The following is a 15,544-nucleotide window of genomic DNA, read 5'->3' as shown; positions in this document are numbered from 1 at the left end:
TTTAGCACATCTAGTGTATCATTAATCATAATCTGTTTACTATAATCGTTTCTATTATATCAATTTTAAATATTAGCACAATTAGAAAATTGTGGCTGGTTTTTCAAAGAAGTATTTCCTATGATATTAGTGAGAGGAAGGTTAGGTGATAAGCGATGAAGCATATTTTATACATAGAGGACGATTTAGAAATTGGCAAATGGGTGAAGGAGGACTTAGAGACAAGAGGTTACAGGGTGGATTGGTTAACATCAGGGGATCAGGCAACAAGTCATATACAGATGGCAGATTTGGCCATTTTGGATGTCATGCTTCCTGGATTAGATGGTTTTACAGTTGGACAAAGGTTAAAGAAGGTAAAACCAGAAGTTCCCATAATGATGCTTTCTGCGAGAACAGCGGTTGACGACAAGCTTCAAGGGTTGCAATTTGCCGATGATTATTTAACAAAGCCATTCCACCCTGAAGAGCTTGCTGCAAGAATCGAGGTACTACTCAGAAGATCTGGGCAAAGCTTTGCCAGTGAAATTCAACTTGAGCATATAAAAGTTTTATTAAATGAAAATAGAATCCTTGATGATAGAACAGGAGAAGAATTAATTTTAACTGGAAAGCAATATCAAATTTTTATGTATCTCTTACGGCATCCTAATCAAATTTTAACAAAGGAACAAATCTATGAATCCGTTTGGGGAGAGCCTTATTTGGAAGGTGATAAAACCTTAATGGTACATATTCGTTATCTCCGTGAAAGAATTGAAAAAAATCCTAGTTCCCCAACAATTATAGAAACAATCCGAGGAATCGGTTATCGGGTGAGACAATGAAGCTGAAGAACTCCTTGTTATCTAAATACCTATTGCTCATTTTCATAGCAATTATGATTTTGCCGGTAACGTTCCCGATTCTAACGATGTTAATCTACACTCCGGCAGATAAAAACTTTTCAAATCAGTATCAAAATGGGACAGATCTTGAAAAGATGTGGCATCAAGAAGCACGTGAGCTGAACGGAGCAACTGAGATTGAAATAAATAAAAGGATAGTAGAACTTCAAAAAAAATATAGTAAAGCTAGTATGTTCTGGGTAGACAAAAATGGATTTACTAAGCGGAAAATTCCAGAAAATATAACCATCCCAAAAAGGTGGAGCACAGCCTACACCGTTAAGTTTATGAAAAAAAGCTACGATTCAGATCCTTTTACAGCTGTTGCTTTTATTGGTACGAATAAAAACCAGGGTTTTATGGTAATACAGGTTCCAAGATCTGAGATGAAGAATGCAAATGAACAAGTCCGAGATAAGTATAACTATATCTTGGTCATTGGCATGGGTGTGATTTTAGCTGCGTTTATTTTTGTATCTTGGATTTTCTTCTATCGCATTCGAAAAAGGCTATTGCGATTACAGCAGGCAATGACAGTACCAACTGAAACTAGAATCCCTCACACACTCCATGTTGGGAAATTAGATGAAATCGGAAATTTAGAGCAATCCTTTAATGGAATGATTTCAAAGCTCCAGGAAGCGCGGAAAAGGGAGCAGGAGGAAGAGGAGCTAAGAAGAAGCCTAATCGCTAATTTATCCCATGATTTAAGAACCCCTTTGACCACTATTCGAGGACATGCCTATCAGCTACAAAAAGAGCCAATGAGTGAGAATGGCAGACAATCATTAGAGCTCATTGATCGTAAAATTAGTTTTCTAGCTGAATTAATAGAGAATCTTCTCTCTTATTCTCAGCTTTCGTCAGGGAAATACCCCTATCATTCAGAAAACCTTGATGTTGTTCGGCAAATAAGAACATCTATCGCTAATTGGTATCCTGTTTTTGAGAGGGAAGGGTTTGATATAGAAATTGAGATGACTGATGAGCGAGTAAGTTATAATCTGGACCAACAATGGTTTGAGAGAATACTCGATAACTTCTTTCAAAATATTTTAAGGCATGCAAAAACGGGTAAGTACATTGGGATTAAGCTGCAACGGAAAGAAAAGGGTCATCTGTTGGTCATAGAGGATAAGGGTCCTGGCATGGATAGTCCCTCTTTGGAGAAGGGAACGGGGATGGGATTAACCATTGTCTCCCTCATGCTCAAGGAAATGAGGCTGAATTGGGAGATTGAAAGCACCAATAAAGGGACGAAAATTTATATATGGTTTAAGGAGGAGGCTGGATAAATCCGGCTTCTTTTTTTATTCGAAAGTGATTAAAACTCGACAAACTCAGCATTTTTTAAACTAAATTTAAACTTCCTTAACCCCTTGATTTAACCTTAGGAGGATAACATGGGAATCGAGGTGAGGAAAATGAGTGAAATCATTATTCAAACGAATGGTTTAACCAAAAAATTTGGCGCGAGAACAGTAGTAGAGGATGTTCATTTACAAATTCATAAAGGAGATATATATGGTTTTCTAGGACCAAATGGGGCAGGGAAAACAACGACCATTAAAATGCTTTTAGGATTAGCTAAAACAACAAAAGGCTCCATTCAAATCTTTGGCAAGGACTTAAAAAAAGAAAGGCTAAGTATCTTGAAAAAAGTTGGTTCCCTTGTTGAGTATCCATCCTATTACGGCCATTTAACCGCTTATGAGAACCTAGAGGCTGTTAGAAAGCTATTAGATGTTCCAAAATCAAGAATCGATGAGGTATTGTCCATTGTCCGATTAAATAATGAGGCGAAACGGGCTGTAAAGGGATTTTCCTTAGGAATGAAGCAACGCCTTGGGATTGCCATCGCCCTGTTGGGAAATCCCGAACTCCTTATTTTAGATGAACCAACAAATGGTCTCGACCCAGCAGGGATTATTGAAATCCGCGAGCTGATTAAAAGTATGCCAAAAGAGCATGGAATGACTATTCTTGTTTCAAGCCATTTATTATCAGAGATTGACCAAATGGCAAATCACGTTGGCATTATCAGCAAAGGGAAAATGATCTTTCAAGATTCAATAGAAGCATTAAGGAGAAGATCTTCTAATCATATTCGCATGAATGTGAGCAACCCAGAAACGGCCTTCTCATTGCTTTTATCTAAAGGATATAAGGGAGAGCTTGAAGAAAGTCAGCTATACTTCGAAGGGATGAGTGATGATAGGATTGCGCAAATCATTGATACTCTAGTCCATCATTCTTATTCTATTTATCGAGTGGAAGAGGAAAAGAAATCATTAGAAGATATTTTCCTAGAGCTAACAGGAAAAGGAGGGGGCTTATAATGCTTCAAATACTCGCTTCTGATTTTTTAAAAATGCGAAGAAAGTGGATTATCTTTTTGATTATCCTTGGCCCTGTTGGTGTCATTGGATTAGAGGCGGTGAACTTTTTCCTTCGTTATGACTATTTAACAAAGCAATATGAGAAGGATTTGTGGGGAGGACTGATAGATAATGTTCGCTATTTAGCTGTTCCGACATTAATCATAGGTCTAACGATCATTACTTCCATGATTGCTAATATCGAGCATCAGACCAATGCATGGAAGCAAGTGTTGGCACTCCCTATTTCGAAAATAAAGGTCTTTATGGGGAAATTTGCATTGTCGGCCATCCTTTTGTTAATATCTAGTACGCTTTTAGCTATTGGAACGGTAATATTGGGTCTTATCTTAAGATTTCCAACCGATATTCCATACATTTTATTAATAAAAATGATGTATTATCCATATTTTGCAGCATTAACCTTTATTGCTCTCCAAATATGGCTTTCTATAACAATAAAAAATCAAGCAATCCCTCTTACAGTTGGAATCTTAGGCACTGTCGTTTCTCTTGGCGCAGGGGGATTTCCTGACTGGGTACCTTATAAATGGCCGACCTTAATCAATCAATGGGAGGAACCTATTTATTCGGCTATGACAGGGGTATTAGTAGGATTGTTAATAATTCTTCTGGGGGCAATTGATTTTGTGAGAAAGGATGTAAAGTAAATGTTGAAAATTTGGCAATCTGAATTTTTGAAAATAAGAAAGTCATCGATTTGGCTCCTTATTTTTGTTAGCCCTCTCCTTGCATCCCTTTCAACGTTTGGAGAAACGTTGGATGTGCATAAAGGAGAATGGATTTTTACCATTTCTCTCATGGCATATGTTCATGGTCTTCTATTTTTACCTCTGTTAACTGGTGTTTTTTCAGCCTTTGTTTGCCGCTATGAGCATATTGGAGGAGGCTGGAAGCAGGTGTTAGCCCTTCCAGTGTCGAGATGGAAGCTTTATTTAGTCAAGTTCCTGACCGTCATTTTCTTGCTAGTATTGACCCAGCTTCTATTACTTGGAGGCCTGTTGTTAGTCGGAGAGATAAAAGGATTTACCGAGGCAATCCCTTGGAAAATGATTTTTACCAGTGTAATCGGAGGCTTAATTGCCTGTCTGCCTTTGGCCGCTATGCAAATGTTTGTATCTGTCGCGTGGTCTAGCTTCGCTGCACCGCTCGCAATCAATGTTATCTTTACACTACCGAACATCTTAGTGGCTAACTCTGCTAAATATGGACCGATTTATCCATGGGTACAGCCATTTTTAGCAATGATTCCGCATACGGATGGTAGTTTTGGGGCATTGAACGTCTCCTTGGAAACCTTGTTTATTATTATTATAGGTAGCTTTGTGGTTTTTTTCCTGTCGGGAATAATGTATTTTCAAAGAAAAGAAATTTAAGGAGCGAGCGTGGGGTGGTCTCTTTTTAAGAGGAAGAGTATCTCCTTGGGGCTCGTTTTTTTTATAGGAAATAGTGAAAAGTTGAATTATTATCTGGATTCAAATAATGTTATATATAATGAAACTCTTTCGTTAGAGGAGGGTAGTTATGCAAGCAACAGCTATTATTTTAGCAGGTGGGAAATCTAGTCGGATGGGAAGAAATAAAGCCCTGCTTGAAATTGGAGGTAGAACAGTCATAGAGATGATAGCGAATGAGCTTCAGGATTTGACAAGTCATATAATGATCGTGACTAATTCACCTGAAGAATATCATTTTTTACATCTACCAATAGTCGAGGATGAGTGGAAGGGGATGGGGCCTTTAGCGGGTATTCATGCTGGCTTAAGTCACTCCAAAACTGAAAAAAATCTCATTGTTGCTTGTGATATGCCCTTTATTTCTGCTGAGGTAGGGAGGATTCTTCTTGAAGGATTAGAGGATGGATTCCAGGTTGTTATCCCAGATATGGAGGGGCAACTTCATCCCCTTTATGCCGCCTATCATAAAAACATCCTTCCATGGATTACCCAATCTATGAACAGACAGCAATTAAGTATTCATAGGTTTTTAGAGAATATGCCAGTAAAAATCATGAAGGAGGGAGATTTTATGAGCTCCCATTACATCTTGAAGGATACCGACTTTTTTAATATGAATAATAGGCATGCCTTCCTACATGCTTTAAATATATATAAGGGTAGCGAAGGAATAAGTTTTCCTGAGTCCAATGGGAGTTAATTAGAACTCGAATGTGAGGTGGATGGATTGAATTATGAAATAACAAGGGAGCCGATACAGATTCAAACGGTTATTGATAAAGTCATCAGGCGGGAGGCCGGTGCAATCACAACCTTTATCGGTACAGTGAGGGAATTAACGAACGGCAAGAAAACCTTGTTCTTAATCTATGAGGCTTACGAGTCTATGGCGTTAAAAAAACTAGAGCAAATTGGTATGGAAATAGAAGAGCGCTGGAACGGAGCAAAGGTGGCTATCTCACATCGCGTAGGAAGACTAGAAATTACGGATGTGGCAGTGGTCATTGCTGTTTCAACACCGCATCGGGCTGATGCCTATGAGGCCAATCGTTATGCGATTGAAAGAATAAAGGAAATCGTCCCAATTTGGAAAAAAGAGCATTGGGAGGATGGGGAAGAGTGGATTGGGAATCAACAGGAAACGTTCTCTTATCCGTCAGGGAAACCACTACTTGAGGAGGATCCAAAATGAATAAGGTTTTGTTTTTTGCCCATTTAAAGGATGCGGTTGGAGAGGATTCCATTGAGATAGATGTTGCAGGAAAAACAGTGGAAGAGGCGAAACAAATAATTGCAGAAAGATTTGGAGCTGTGAATTTGGATTCGGTTATGACTGCTGTGAATGAGGAGTTTGCAATGAATGAAGAAATTATCCATGAGGGTGATGAAATTGCTTTAATTCCTCCTGTAAGTGGCGGTTGAAGAGGGAGATGTGCTAGGGATGGAGAATCGATACTCAAGACAAACCTTATTTTCACCAATAGGAATCGAGGGGCAAAAGAAAATTAGCTCTAAGCATGTGCTGATGATTGGAGCAGGCGCTTTAGGCTCAGGGAATGCAGAAATCCTCACGAGATCAGGAATTGGTCGACTGACCATCATAGATCGTGATTATGTTGAGGCATCCAATCTTCAAAGGCAGCAGCTATACACGGAAAAGGATGCAGAGGAAAGGATACCAAAAGCCATTGCCGCAAAAACACGCTTACAGGAAATAAATTCTGAAGTGGAAATCAAAGCAATCGTCGGAGATGCTACACCTGATATGCTAAAAGAGCTATGCATGGAAAAAGTAGACCTTATTATAGACGCCACGGACAATTTTGAAACGAGAATGGCCATTAATGATCTATCTCAAAAATATGAAATACCTTGGATTTATGGGGCTTGTGTTGGAAGCTTTGGTATGAGCCTAACCATCATCCCTGGGAGAACCCCATGCTTAAACTGCCTACTGAAGAAGATTCCTATTCAGGGAATGACATGTGATACAGGGGGAATTATCGCCCCAGCAGTACAAATGGTTGTGGCTCATCAGGCAGCGGAGGCATTAAAAATCCTTACGGAGGATTGGGAAGCAGTACGGCAATCTCTAGTTAGCCTTGATTTATGGCGCAACCAATATTCTTCCATAAAGGTTACTAAAGCAAAGGATGATAACTGTTTATCCTGTGGCAGAAATCGTACATACCCCTATCTAGAAAGTGAGAATTTAACGAAAACCTCTGTCCTATGTGGAAGAGATACCGTACAAATTCGACCTCCCAAAAAAGTGAATCTCCAATTACATGAACTATCAGAACAACTGCATTTGTTAGGATACGAAGTAAAGGGAAATCCCTATTTATTATCCATACAAATGGCCGGTCGACGAATGGTCATTTTTCAGGATGGGAGAGCTCTTATCCATGGGACAAAGGATGAGAAACAGGCTAAATCGATCTATCAAAAATTACTAGGCTAGAATCCCCTATCCTTATATGGAAGGGGGTTTTTCTTTTAAGAAAAGACCTGCATGGTACCTCTCATACTTTATTATGCAAAATGTGGAACCCTCTTTTTCAAAAAACTACCACTCCAAAATTCCGATTCATTTCAACAAAATTAAACAAAAACTCCATCTTTCAAATTATAATGAAATAGAATTCCCATTTAGAAAGGTGTGATTTTATGGGACAAAAGGATAAAGATATGCAAGAACAGCTTGATGCCATCATGAAAGAGCTAAAGGAAGCAAAACAACAAACGGCTAGTACCATTGCGATAAATCAAGGGAAATCCTCTTTTACGTTCCCTAGCTTTTTAAAAATTGGTTTGAAAAAATGGAGTTGGAAGCTAGGATTATTCCTGGCGGCTCTTCTAATAATCGGTGCATTAATTGGGTCTGGGTTATCTTTTCTCTTTTCCGGAAGTAAGGCTGAAATTGAAAAAGGAAGTTTTGTAGAACAAATGAAGGATTTATCCTCCCTTGCAACCTCACAGGCTTATGTAAAAGCAGTCATTGAAAAGGAAGATAATCAATTATTCGGATATGAAATCAAAAAAAATATTCCTGGAACGAAACGAAAGCTATTCCTCATTATTCCTGGCACAGTAACAGCAGGGGTTGATTTAAAGCAGCTTGAACAAAAGGATATGAAAATTAACCAGAGCGAAAGGAAGGTAACCGTAACCCTTCCTAGAGCGACGATGATTCAGGAGCCTTCATTAGATTTGGAGAATGCTCAAACCTTCTCCATTGAAGGGATCTTTCGTAATGAAGTAAATTGGGACGAAGCTTATGATTTAGCAGAAGAAGCAAAGGACCAAATTGAAAAAGAAGCAATCACCCAAGGGATCCTTCAACGAGCAGAAAAAAATGCAGAAAAGACATTAAAGGAATTCTTTAAGCAATTCGACTACAAAATGGAAGTGAAATATCAGGATTAATAAGGATGAATGCAGATGGAGATAGGCATTGTGCAAAGTGATTGGTTATATAAACTTTCGGATGAGCTAGAAGAGCCCTATTTTAATGAGCTTCAGCAATTTTTGAAAAATGAATATGAAGGCCAGGTCATCTATCCAAAGCAATCCGATATTTTTAATGCATTAAACCTTACACCATACAAGGATGTAAAAGTAGTGATTTTAGGGCAAGACCCTTATCATGGAGTAAATCAAGCACACGGCTTAGCCTTTTCTGTTAAGTCAGGGGTAGACATCCCTCCATCTTTGAAAAATATTTTCAAAGAATTAGAGTCTGATCTTGGCTGTGAAATTCCGAATCATGGCTGTCTTTTGAAATGGGCAAAACAAGGGGTACTGCTATTAAACACGGTATTAACGGTTCGAGCAGGTGCAGCCAATTCACATAAAGGAAAGGGCTGGGAGAAATTCACCAATGAGATCATTCGACAATTAAACCTACGGGAGAAGCCGATTATATTCATTCTTTGGGGGAAACCTGCTCAAAGTAAGCAGGGATTGATAGATTCAAATAAGCATATTATTATAGCATCTCCCCATCCAAGTCCCTTATCTGCCCACAGAGGTTTTTTTGGAAGCAAACCCTTTTCAAAGGTGAATCAATATCTAAAAGCTATGAATGAGCCAGAAATTGACTGGCAAATCGAGGATATTTGACAGAGTATGACGTGTTTCACGTGAAACTGACAAAAAAGGCTATTTTTTTCATGGTGAGGTGGTTCATGTTATCTTGTTAGTGTCTGACACTTAGAAAGGAACATGGTGCCTGTCACCATGTCGTGAGTTAGAAAGCAAAGGATGGGTGAAAGGTTGGATCGAGTGAACTGTTTTCATTGTCGTTATTTTTTTGTTACATGGGACCCGAATTTTCCAAAGGGCTGTAAGGCATATCAATTTAAAACGAAGCGGCTTCCTGCAATAGAGGTAAAGAAGGCCTCCGGTCAGCCATGTCTACGATTTGAAAAGAAAAAGTAAGTAGCCATATTCAATCTGGTTTAATATAGGCATATTTTAGCGAACAATGGAAGAGAAGATGGAACAAAGAAGAGGTGTTTTGTTTGAGTATTTCAATGCAGAGGGTTTTAGAAAAAATTGAAGAGGAAATTAAACATGCCAAAGCAAGCTCCAGCGAGGCAAGAATGAGGGAAAGAATTCAATCGATAAAGACTTTATGTGAACTTGTCTTAGAAGAAGGCGTTCATCAAAAGAGCGAGGCTTTCCAAGAGGGGAAAATTGTCCAGATCCCACCGGTGATTCAGTCAATCCCTGTCTCACAACCGAAAAAGTTAGAAATGGATGACGATGCAAACGGGGACTCACTGCTGGATTTTTAATAGATATAGCTTAGAGAAATGATTGACTTACAATCAAAATGATTTAATTTTATCAGCTATTATGATTAAATAGGGTGCAAAAGGTTTTATTATTTTTTGAATATAAGAATCAGAACAATTGGGAGGATTAATTTAGGGAGGAGAAATGTAATCACATGAAAGTATTTGTTGTTTTAGGGGCAATAAATGCACTATTATCCGTTGCTTTAGGGGCATTTGGTGCACACGGCCTTGAGGGGAAAATCGAACCAAAATATTTGGACATTTGGAAGACAGGGGTAACCTATCAAATGTTCCATGCAACCGGCCTTCTTATTATAGGGGTGCTTTTAGGGAAATATCCAGCAAGCTCTTTGCTATCCTGGTCTGGTTGGATTATGCTTCTGGGGATTATTTTATTTTCAGGAAGCCTTTACGTTTTAAGCGTGACTAAAATCGGGATATTAGGTGCAATCACACCATTTGGTGGAGTTTCCTTTATCGTTGCCTGGGCATTGATTGTTGTTGCGGCGATAAAATTATTTTAAGAAAATAGGACTAAAAAGATGCTGATAATTGATACTCAGCATCTTTTTTTAACTTAGTTATTATTTCAGTTCATTTGTGCATTAAGCAGGATGTTTTACGATTGTATTCCTACCTTGGAGGATAAGTGGTAACTCCAGGTGAACCGCCAAATGGATATTCATACTCAAGTTCCTCATCAAAGGTTGCATAATTAAAAAAGACCATTGGGATAAGAGTGCGTCTTCCAGTTTGAGGATCACTCAGGATAAGATGATCACGCCCGGCAGCCTCAATGATACCAGTAAATGTCCTTCTGTCGGCGGGACCGTCGCCATCAAAGGATGCATGGACAGTAGTTAGTTTGCCTTTATTTAAGCGTAAGATATTTTCAATATAGGATTGCTCTAAAGGCAGCATTCCTGGTATTTGCGGTTGAGCACCAGCCGTACCTCCGCCAGCACCTAGGCCGGGTGGTGGTGTTGTTTGCATGCCAGCTCCTGTGGGCATACCAGCTCCTGCTGGCATTTGAGGATAAAAAGGCTGTGTTCCAAAAGCAGGGGTTTGCCCTGTGCCTCCAACATAAGGCTGCTGAAAGCCGAAACCCGATTGTCGATAATCAACATATTGATTTGGATAAGATCCTTTCAATCTCTTTCCCTCCTAAAACAATCATATTTTAAGTAAAAATATTTAACTCTGAGGATATTGCTTTGAAGAGTTTTGCGATTAGGCATTCAAATCTACAAAAGAATCATCATGTAAAAGGAATGCTAAATGAAGACTCACTAATTCAAGTTATGAAAGTCATAGGAGATTTATGACAAAAAAAGGGGCTGCCCAAAAAGTTATACTTTTGAGGCAGCCCCTTAAGAACTCGTTAATTATTGTGAAGGAAATTTATTTGACCGATTTAATCTTAATTCACATGTAGGAAATGAGAGATTTGATCCTCTTCTAATAGATTTCCAACGAAGAATGAGCCAAATTCTCCATAGCGAGCACTTACTTCATCAAAACGCATTTCATATACTAGCTTTTTAAATTGCAGTACATCATCAGCGAATAAAGTGACTCCCCATTCGTAATCATCAAAACCGACTGAGCCAGTAATGATTTGCTTTACCTTCCCAGCATACTTACGACCAATCATTCCATGACTGCGCATCATATTGCGGCGATCCTCCATTGGAAGCATATACCAGTTGTCTTGGCCTTGTCTGCGCTTGTCCATTGGATAGAAGCAGACATGCTTTGATTTTGGCAGGATTGGATAAAGTCTAGCCAGGATATCAGGATTTTGATATGGATCCTGATCAGATGGTAAATAGTTGCTAAGCTCAACAACAGATACATAAGAAGATGTAGGGATAGTGAACTCAGCTAATTTTGATTTATTGAACTCTGTTTCAATTTCGTTTAATTCCTCCATAGTAGGCCTTAAAATCATCATCATAAAATCGGCTTTTTGACCAACAATCGTATATAAGGCATGACTACCTTGTTTTTCGACCTGAGTTTTATTCCACTTTTCAATAAGACCAAGAAATTCATTTATAGCTGCCTGACGTTCATCGCTTGGTAACATCTTCCAACTTGTCCAATCAATCGCGCGGAAATCATGAAGAGAATACCAGCCGTCAAGTGTTGTTGCTGCTTCACTCATTGCTATCACTCCTATTCATTTCTTTAAACATCATTACCACCATTACTATATCACAGTTTCACCAAGATGCCCTTTAATAAAACTCAAGGTTTGACAAGTTCCGTTGTACAAAATGAAAATTTTGTAGAATAATGAAAAAAGGTGTTTAAAAAGGGCATTCCAATATATTTATAATATTTTAAAAAAATGGACTTTTCAATGTAAACGATAACAATTTCGATATTTGTTGAAATTATTAAAAAGAGATGGGTATGCTAAAGACGTATTGTAAAAGGAGGATTTATAGAATGAGTGATTTATTTTCAAGCTTAAAGGAAAAAGTAACCGGACAGAATTTAAGAATTGTTTTTCCGGAAGGTCTTGATGAACGGATTTTAAAAGCAACTAGTAGACTAGCTGCTGATAAGGTATTAGCACCTATCTTAGTAGGGAACAAAGAGGAAATTCAAGCTAAGGCGAATGAATTACAAGTTTCCTTAGAAGGAATTGAAATTTATAACCCTAACAATTACGAAATGATGGATGAGCTTGTAGCATCCTTTGTTGAAAGAAGAAAGGGAAAAGCGACAGAAGAGGATGCACGTCGTATTCTTCTTGATGAAAATTACTTTGGTACAATGTTAATACATACAAATAAGGCAGATGGCTTAGTAAGTGGAGCTGCTCATTCAACAGCAGATACAGTTCGCCCGGCGCTGCAAATTATTAAAACAAAAACCGGCGTGAAAAAAACATCTGGCGTTTTCATTATGGTTCGCGGAGATGAAAAATATGTATTTGCAGATTGTGCGATTAATATAGCTCCGGATAGCCAAGACTTAGCAGAAATTGCGATTGAAAGTGCGAAAACAGCCAAGATGTTTGATATCGATCCTAGAGTTGCAATGTTAAGCTTTTCAACAAAGGGTTCAGCAAAATCTCCTGAAACGGAAAAGGTATCAGCTGCGGTTGAAATTGCTAAGCAGCTTGATGCAGACTTAGTGTTAGATGGCGAATTCCAGTTTGATGCGGCATTTGTGCCATCTGTTGCAAAGAAGAAAGCTCCAGATTCACCACTTCAAGGAGATGCTAATGTATTTATTTTCCCAAGCCTTGAAGCTGGAAACATCGGCTATAAGATTGCCCAACGGTTAGGAAACTTTGAAGCAGTTGGACCAATCCTACAAGGATTAAATCGCCCGGTTAATGATCTATCTCGTGGTTGTAATGAGGAAGATGTTTATAAATTAGCGTTGATTACTGCTGCTCAAGTAGTAAGCAAATAATTTTGATTATATGAATGGCTGGCTCTTGCAAAGGAGGCAGCCTTTTTGCCATAATGATTGCCAGGGTGAAGTTTGGCCAAGCTGGAGCTAATCTGAAAGGGAGGGAGGCAGAAAACCATGGGGGAAGCGCGAGAATTATTGTATCAGAAGGAGTGGAGAGTCATTGATCAATCCGTAACCGGACTCCATTTGGATCCCCTTCAGTCATTTGGGATGGATGATACATTGTGTGCATCTGTCGGAACTCTAGGTGCACCTGCTACAGCAAGGGCGTGGGTTCATCAAAATACAATCGTTCTAGGAATCCAGGATACAAGATTGCCCTTTTTAGCTGATGGGTTAGCCTACTTAAAAGAGCAAAATTATCATACAATTGTTCGCAATTCAGGCGGACTGGCTGTTGTGCTAGACGAAGGGGTACTAAACCTCTCTTTAATCTTTCCTGAAAAGGAAAAAGGAATAGATATTAATAGAGGTTATGAGGCTATGTTCCTCTTAATAAAAGAAATGTTTGCTGATTTCAACGTATCAATTGAAGCTAGGGAAATTGTGGGCTCTTATTGTCCAGGAAGCTATGATTTAAGCATTCATGGGAAAAAGTTTGCTGGCATCTCCCAGCGTAGAATTAGAAATGGTGTAGCTGTTCAAATCTATCTTTGTATTTCTGATAGTGGCAGCAAAAGGGCAGAAATCATTCAAAACTTCTATTCTCTTTCAAAAGGACAGGAAGAGACTAAGTTTAAGTACCCGGAGATTAATCCTTCTGTGATGGAGTCATTAGCGGGCTTGTTAGGAGTGGACTTGACCATTCAAGATGTCATGCTGCGCTTTTTACAGGTGTTGAAGAAAAGAAGTGATTCCTTCTATATGGGGCAATTAACTGAAGAGGAATGGCCACTTTTTGAAGAGTATTATCAGCGGATTGTGGAGAGAAATGAAAAAACATTTGGATCACTATAATTATGTGCATTTTTTTTGATAAATTTTGTAGGAAAGCTGATAAATGCTTCTAAATATAAGGAAGTTTGCGTCTTTATTGTTGAATATGCACCTGTTTTTCCAGTAATTGCGTCTCTTCATAGAGTTTATGCGTCTAATTGTGATAACTAACCATAAATTAATAAAAATTCCATTTCTAACGTATAAAAGGCTGTTACCTTTGCTAGTAACAGCCTTTCTTAATTCGAGGTTTTGTTGCCATAACTTCCTCTATCATTTTGGTAGAACCGAAAGAACTATTCAGCTACCTTTTCTAAATTTCCATTTCGGTCCATTTTAAACTTTGTAGTTGCGGGTCTTTCTTCTTCATCAAATAAGACTAGCTTTCTTGCACGGTTCATAATTTTCATTAATGTCTCGTAATCTTCTTGCATCGTGACGGAATTTTGCTCGAGTTCTTCGATTTTTTTCTCTAATGATTCATTACGACTTTTGATTTCTGCATTTTCTCGCTTCAATCTTTCATTCTCGCTTTTTAAAATGTCAACCTGAAAATTAGAACGATTGATATTTTGTAAGTAGGAAATAATTTGATCTAAAGAAAGATCGCCTGTCACCTGGTTAAGAGTTGGCTGTAAAACAGGGGTCATTTCTTGACTATATTCCACTGTTTCTAGCGTTTCTTCCACCTCAGTAACTGGTGAAGCAAATGCTCCTACTTCCTCAATGGTTGGTATTGGTGGGGCATATAGTAGTTTCTTTTTCCCACCTTGCTCTTTGCCTAGCATTCTTTGTCTTTGTTTTCGTTGCTTTTTCGCGAGTGAAAGTGCCTTCTCATAACGGTGACGAACCACAGCGTTCCATCTGAAACCACATGCTGCACTTGTTCGGTTAAGCTTGTCACCAACCTCTTCAAAGGCATTTAGCTGAGTGCTGCCCTCTCTTACATGCCGAAGTACGGTTTCAGCTAGTAATAAATCATTCTCATCTGTCCAAGCATCTTGGCGAATTTTCAATTTCCTCAACTCCCAATTTATAAGTATATTTTTGATTGTTCTAGTCTAATGATTGCCAGAATTGTAATCGTTTATACAAAAATGGTTTAAAAGGGTAATAGATTTTTTACTAAAATTTAATTAATTACTTATAATGTAGCCTGAATTTCCCCTGAATAAACTTTTACGAAAAAACGAAAACTGTTACTAAGATTCACCAGTTGTACAAATGATTACAGCTTGCAATAGAAAATAAGAAAATGTAAAATACCCTTTAGATTAATTTTTCGATATAACGTGTGAAAGTTTTTGCTTAACATGTTCCTAATGGGTACATAAAGGATGTCTTCTACACAGTTAGGAAGAAGCAATTAAGAACATGTTTTCATATAGAAAGGGATGTAAATAATGGCAAACGAATTCCGTGTTTGCGACGATTGTCAGGCAGTAAATCTTAAAACCTTGATTCCTTTATTAAAGGAAATTGATCCGGAAGCAACGATTGAAATTGGATGTCAATCTTACTGCGGTCCTGGTAGAAAAAAGACCTTTGCCTTTGTCAATAATCGCCCAGTAGCCGCATTATCTGAAGAGGAACTGAAGGAAAAAATCCTTAAAAAGCTAAAATAA

General features: G+C 38.4%; 19 protein-coding genes. 16 read left to right on the top strand and 3 right to left on the bottom strand.

Annotated elements, in window-relative coordinates:
• Window positions 1–155 precede the first annotated feature (155 nt).
• From BQ6100_RS19840 to BQ6100_RS19775, 13 genes are all read left to right on the top strand, one after another.
• Window positions 156–827: a response regulator transcription factor gene (locus BQ6100_RS19840; RefSeq protein WP_075983252.1), complete on the top strand. Its 672-nt coding sequence runs from the start codon at window positions 156–158 to the stop codon at window positions 825–827.
• Window positions 824–2,182, top strand: coding sequence for a sensor histidine kinase (locus tag BQ6100_RS19835; RefSeq protein WP_075983251.1), 1,359 nt, complete (start codon window positions 824–826; stop codon window positions 2,180–2,182). The genes BQ6100_RS19840 and BQ6100_RS19835 overlap by 4 nt, the downstream gene beginning before the upstream one ends.
• 129 nt (window positions 2,183–2,311) lie before the next feature.
• Window positions 2,312–3,226 carry an ABC transporter ATP-binding protein gene (locus tag BQ6100_RS19830; protein WP_075983649.1) on the top strand — a complete coding sequence of 305 codons (915 nt, stop codon included), beginning with the start codon at window positions 2,312–2,314 and terminating at the stop codon, window positions 3,224–3,226.
• A complete protein-coding gene (locus tag BQ6100_RS21520) occupies window positions 3,226–3,936 on the top strand; it encodes an ABC transporter permease (RefSeq protein ID WP_075983250.1) in 711 nt (236 codons plus the stop codon). Before BQ6100_RS19830 ends, BQ6100_RS21520 begins: the two co-directional genes overlap by 1 nt.
• Window positions 3,937–4,662: an ABC transporter permease gene (locus BQ6100_RS21515; protein ID WP_075983249.1), complete on the top strand. Its 726-nt coding sequence runs from the start codon at window positions 3,937–3,939 to the stop codon at window positions 4,660–4,662.
• A 148-nt stretch (window positions 4,663–4,810) separates the two neighbouring features.
• The gene (gene mobA, locus BQ6100_RS19815) at window positions 4,811–5,443 is read left to right on the top strand and encodes a molybdenum cofactor guanylyltransferase (RefSeq protein ID WP_075983248.1); all 633 of its coding nucleotides are present in this window, start codon (window positions 4,811–4,813) and stop codon (window positions 5,441–5,443) included.
• A gap of 27 nt (window positions 5,444–5,470) precedes the next feature.
• Window positions 5,471–5,935, top strand: a complete 465-nt coding sequence (locus BQ6100_RS19810; RefSeq protein WP_075983247.1) for a molybdenum cofactor biosynthesis protein MoaE — start codon at window positions 5,471–5,473, stop codon at window positions 5,933–5,935.
• Window positions 5,932–6,165: a molybdopterin converting factor subunit 1 gene (gene moaD, locus BQ6100_RS19805; RefSeq protein WP_075983246.1), complete on the top strand. Its 234-nt coding sequence runs from the start codon at window positions 5,932–5,934 to the stop codon at window positions 6,163–6,165. The genes BQ6100_RS19810 and moaD overlap by 4 nt, the downstream gene beginning before the upstream one ends.
• A 19-nt stretch (window positions 6,166–6,184) precedes the next feature.
• Window positions 6,185–7,207 (top strand): thiazole biosynthesis adenylyltransferase ThiF, encoded by a 1,023-nt coding sequence (locus BQ6100_RS19800; RefSeq protein WP_075983245.1) that lies wholly within the window; start codon window positions 6,185–6,187, stop codon window positions 7,205–7,207.
• A 206-nt stretch (window positions 7,208–7,413) separates the two neighbouring features.
• Entirely contained in the window at window positions 7,414–8,172 is a 759-nt protein-coding gene (locus BQ6100_RS19795; RefSeq protein ID WP_075983244.1) for a DUF4230 domain-containing protein, read from the top strand.
• 15 nt (window positions 8,173–8,187) lie between these two features.
• Entirely contained in the window at window positions 8,188–8,868 is a 681-nt protein-coding gene (locus BQ6100_RS19790) for a uracil-DNA glycosylase (protein ID WP_075983243.1), read from the top strand.
• Between the two features lie 401 nt (window positions 8,869–9,269).
• Entirely contained in the window at window positions 9,270–9,545 is a 276-nt protein-coding gene (locus BQ6100_RS19780; RefSeq protein ID WP_075983241.1) for a YwdI family protein, read from the top strand.
• Between the two features lie 155 nt (window positions 9,546–9,700).
• Window positions 9,701–10,072 (top strand): DUF423 domain-containing protein, encoded by a 372-nt coding sequence (locus tag BQ6100_RS19775; RefSeq protein ID WP_075983240.1) that lies wholly within the window; start codon window positions 9,701–9,703, stop codon window positions 10,070–10,072.
• A 109-nt stretch (window positions 10,073–10,181) separates the two neighbouring features.
• Here the strand turns inward: BQ6100_RS19775 and gerQ are convergent, their stop codons facing one another.
• Both gerQ and hemQ read right to left on the bottom strand, forming a co-directional pair.
• Window positions 10,182–10,700, bottom strand: coding sequence for a spore coat protein GerQ (gene gerQ, locus BQ6100_RS19770; protein ID WP_075983239.1), 519 nt, complete (start codon window positions 10,698–10,700; stop codon window positions 10,182–10,184).
• Between the two features lie 268 nt (window positions 10,701–10,968).
• On the bottom strand, window positions 10,969–11,715 hold the full coding sequence (gene hemQ, locus BQ6100_RS19765; protein ID WP_075983238.1) for a hydrogen peroxide-dependent heme synthase: 747 nt from the start codon (window positions 11,713–11,715) through the stop codon (window positions 10,969–10,971).
• Window positions 11,716–12,002: 287 nt separating this feature from the next.
• Here hemQ and pta point away from each other — a divergent pair, with 287 nt between their 5' ends.
• Both pta and BQ6100_RS19755 read left to right on the top strand, forming a co-directional pair.
• Window positions 12,003–12,980: a phosphate acetyltransferase gene (gene pta / locus BQ6100_RS19760; RefSeq protein WP_075983237.1), complete on the top strand. Its 978-nt coding sequence runs from the start codon at window positions 12,003–12,005 to the stop codon at window positions 12,978–12,980.
• 117 nt (window positions 12,981–13,097) lie between these two features.
• Window positions 13,098–13,940, top strand: coding sequence for a lipoate--protein ligase family protein (locus BQ6100_RS19755; protein ID WP_075983236.1), 843 nt, complete (start codon window positions 13,098–13,100; stop codon window positions 13,938–13,940).
• 275 nt (window positions 13,941–14,215) lie between these two features.
• On the opposite strand, the gene BQ6100_RS19750 is transcribed toward BQ6100_RS19755, so the two are convergent.
• Entirely contained in the window at window positions 14,216–14,935 is a 720-nt protein-coding gene (locus tag BQ6100_RS19750) for an RsfA family transcriptional regulator (RefSeq protein WP_075983235.1), read from the bottom strand.
• 387 nt (window positions 14,936–15,322) lie between these two features.
• Between BQ6100_RS19750 and BQ6100_RS19745 the strand changes: the two genes are divergently transcribed.
• Window positions 15,323–15,544 (top strand): DUF1450 domain-containing protein, encoded by a 222-nt coding sequence (locus tag BQ6100_RS19745; RefSeq protein ID WP_075983234.1) that lies wholly within the window; start codon window positions 15,323–15,325, stop codon window positions 15,542–15,544.

This window comes from Bacillus massilinigeriensis, from assembly GCF_900117315.1.
Lineage (GTDB): Bacteria > Bacillota > Bacilli > Bacillales > Cytobacillaceae > Bacillus_BE > Bacillus_BE massilionigeriensis.
This window is presented reverse-complemented; position numbering and strand designations above follow the sequence as displayed.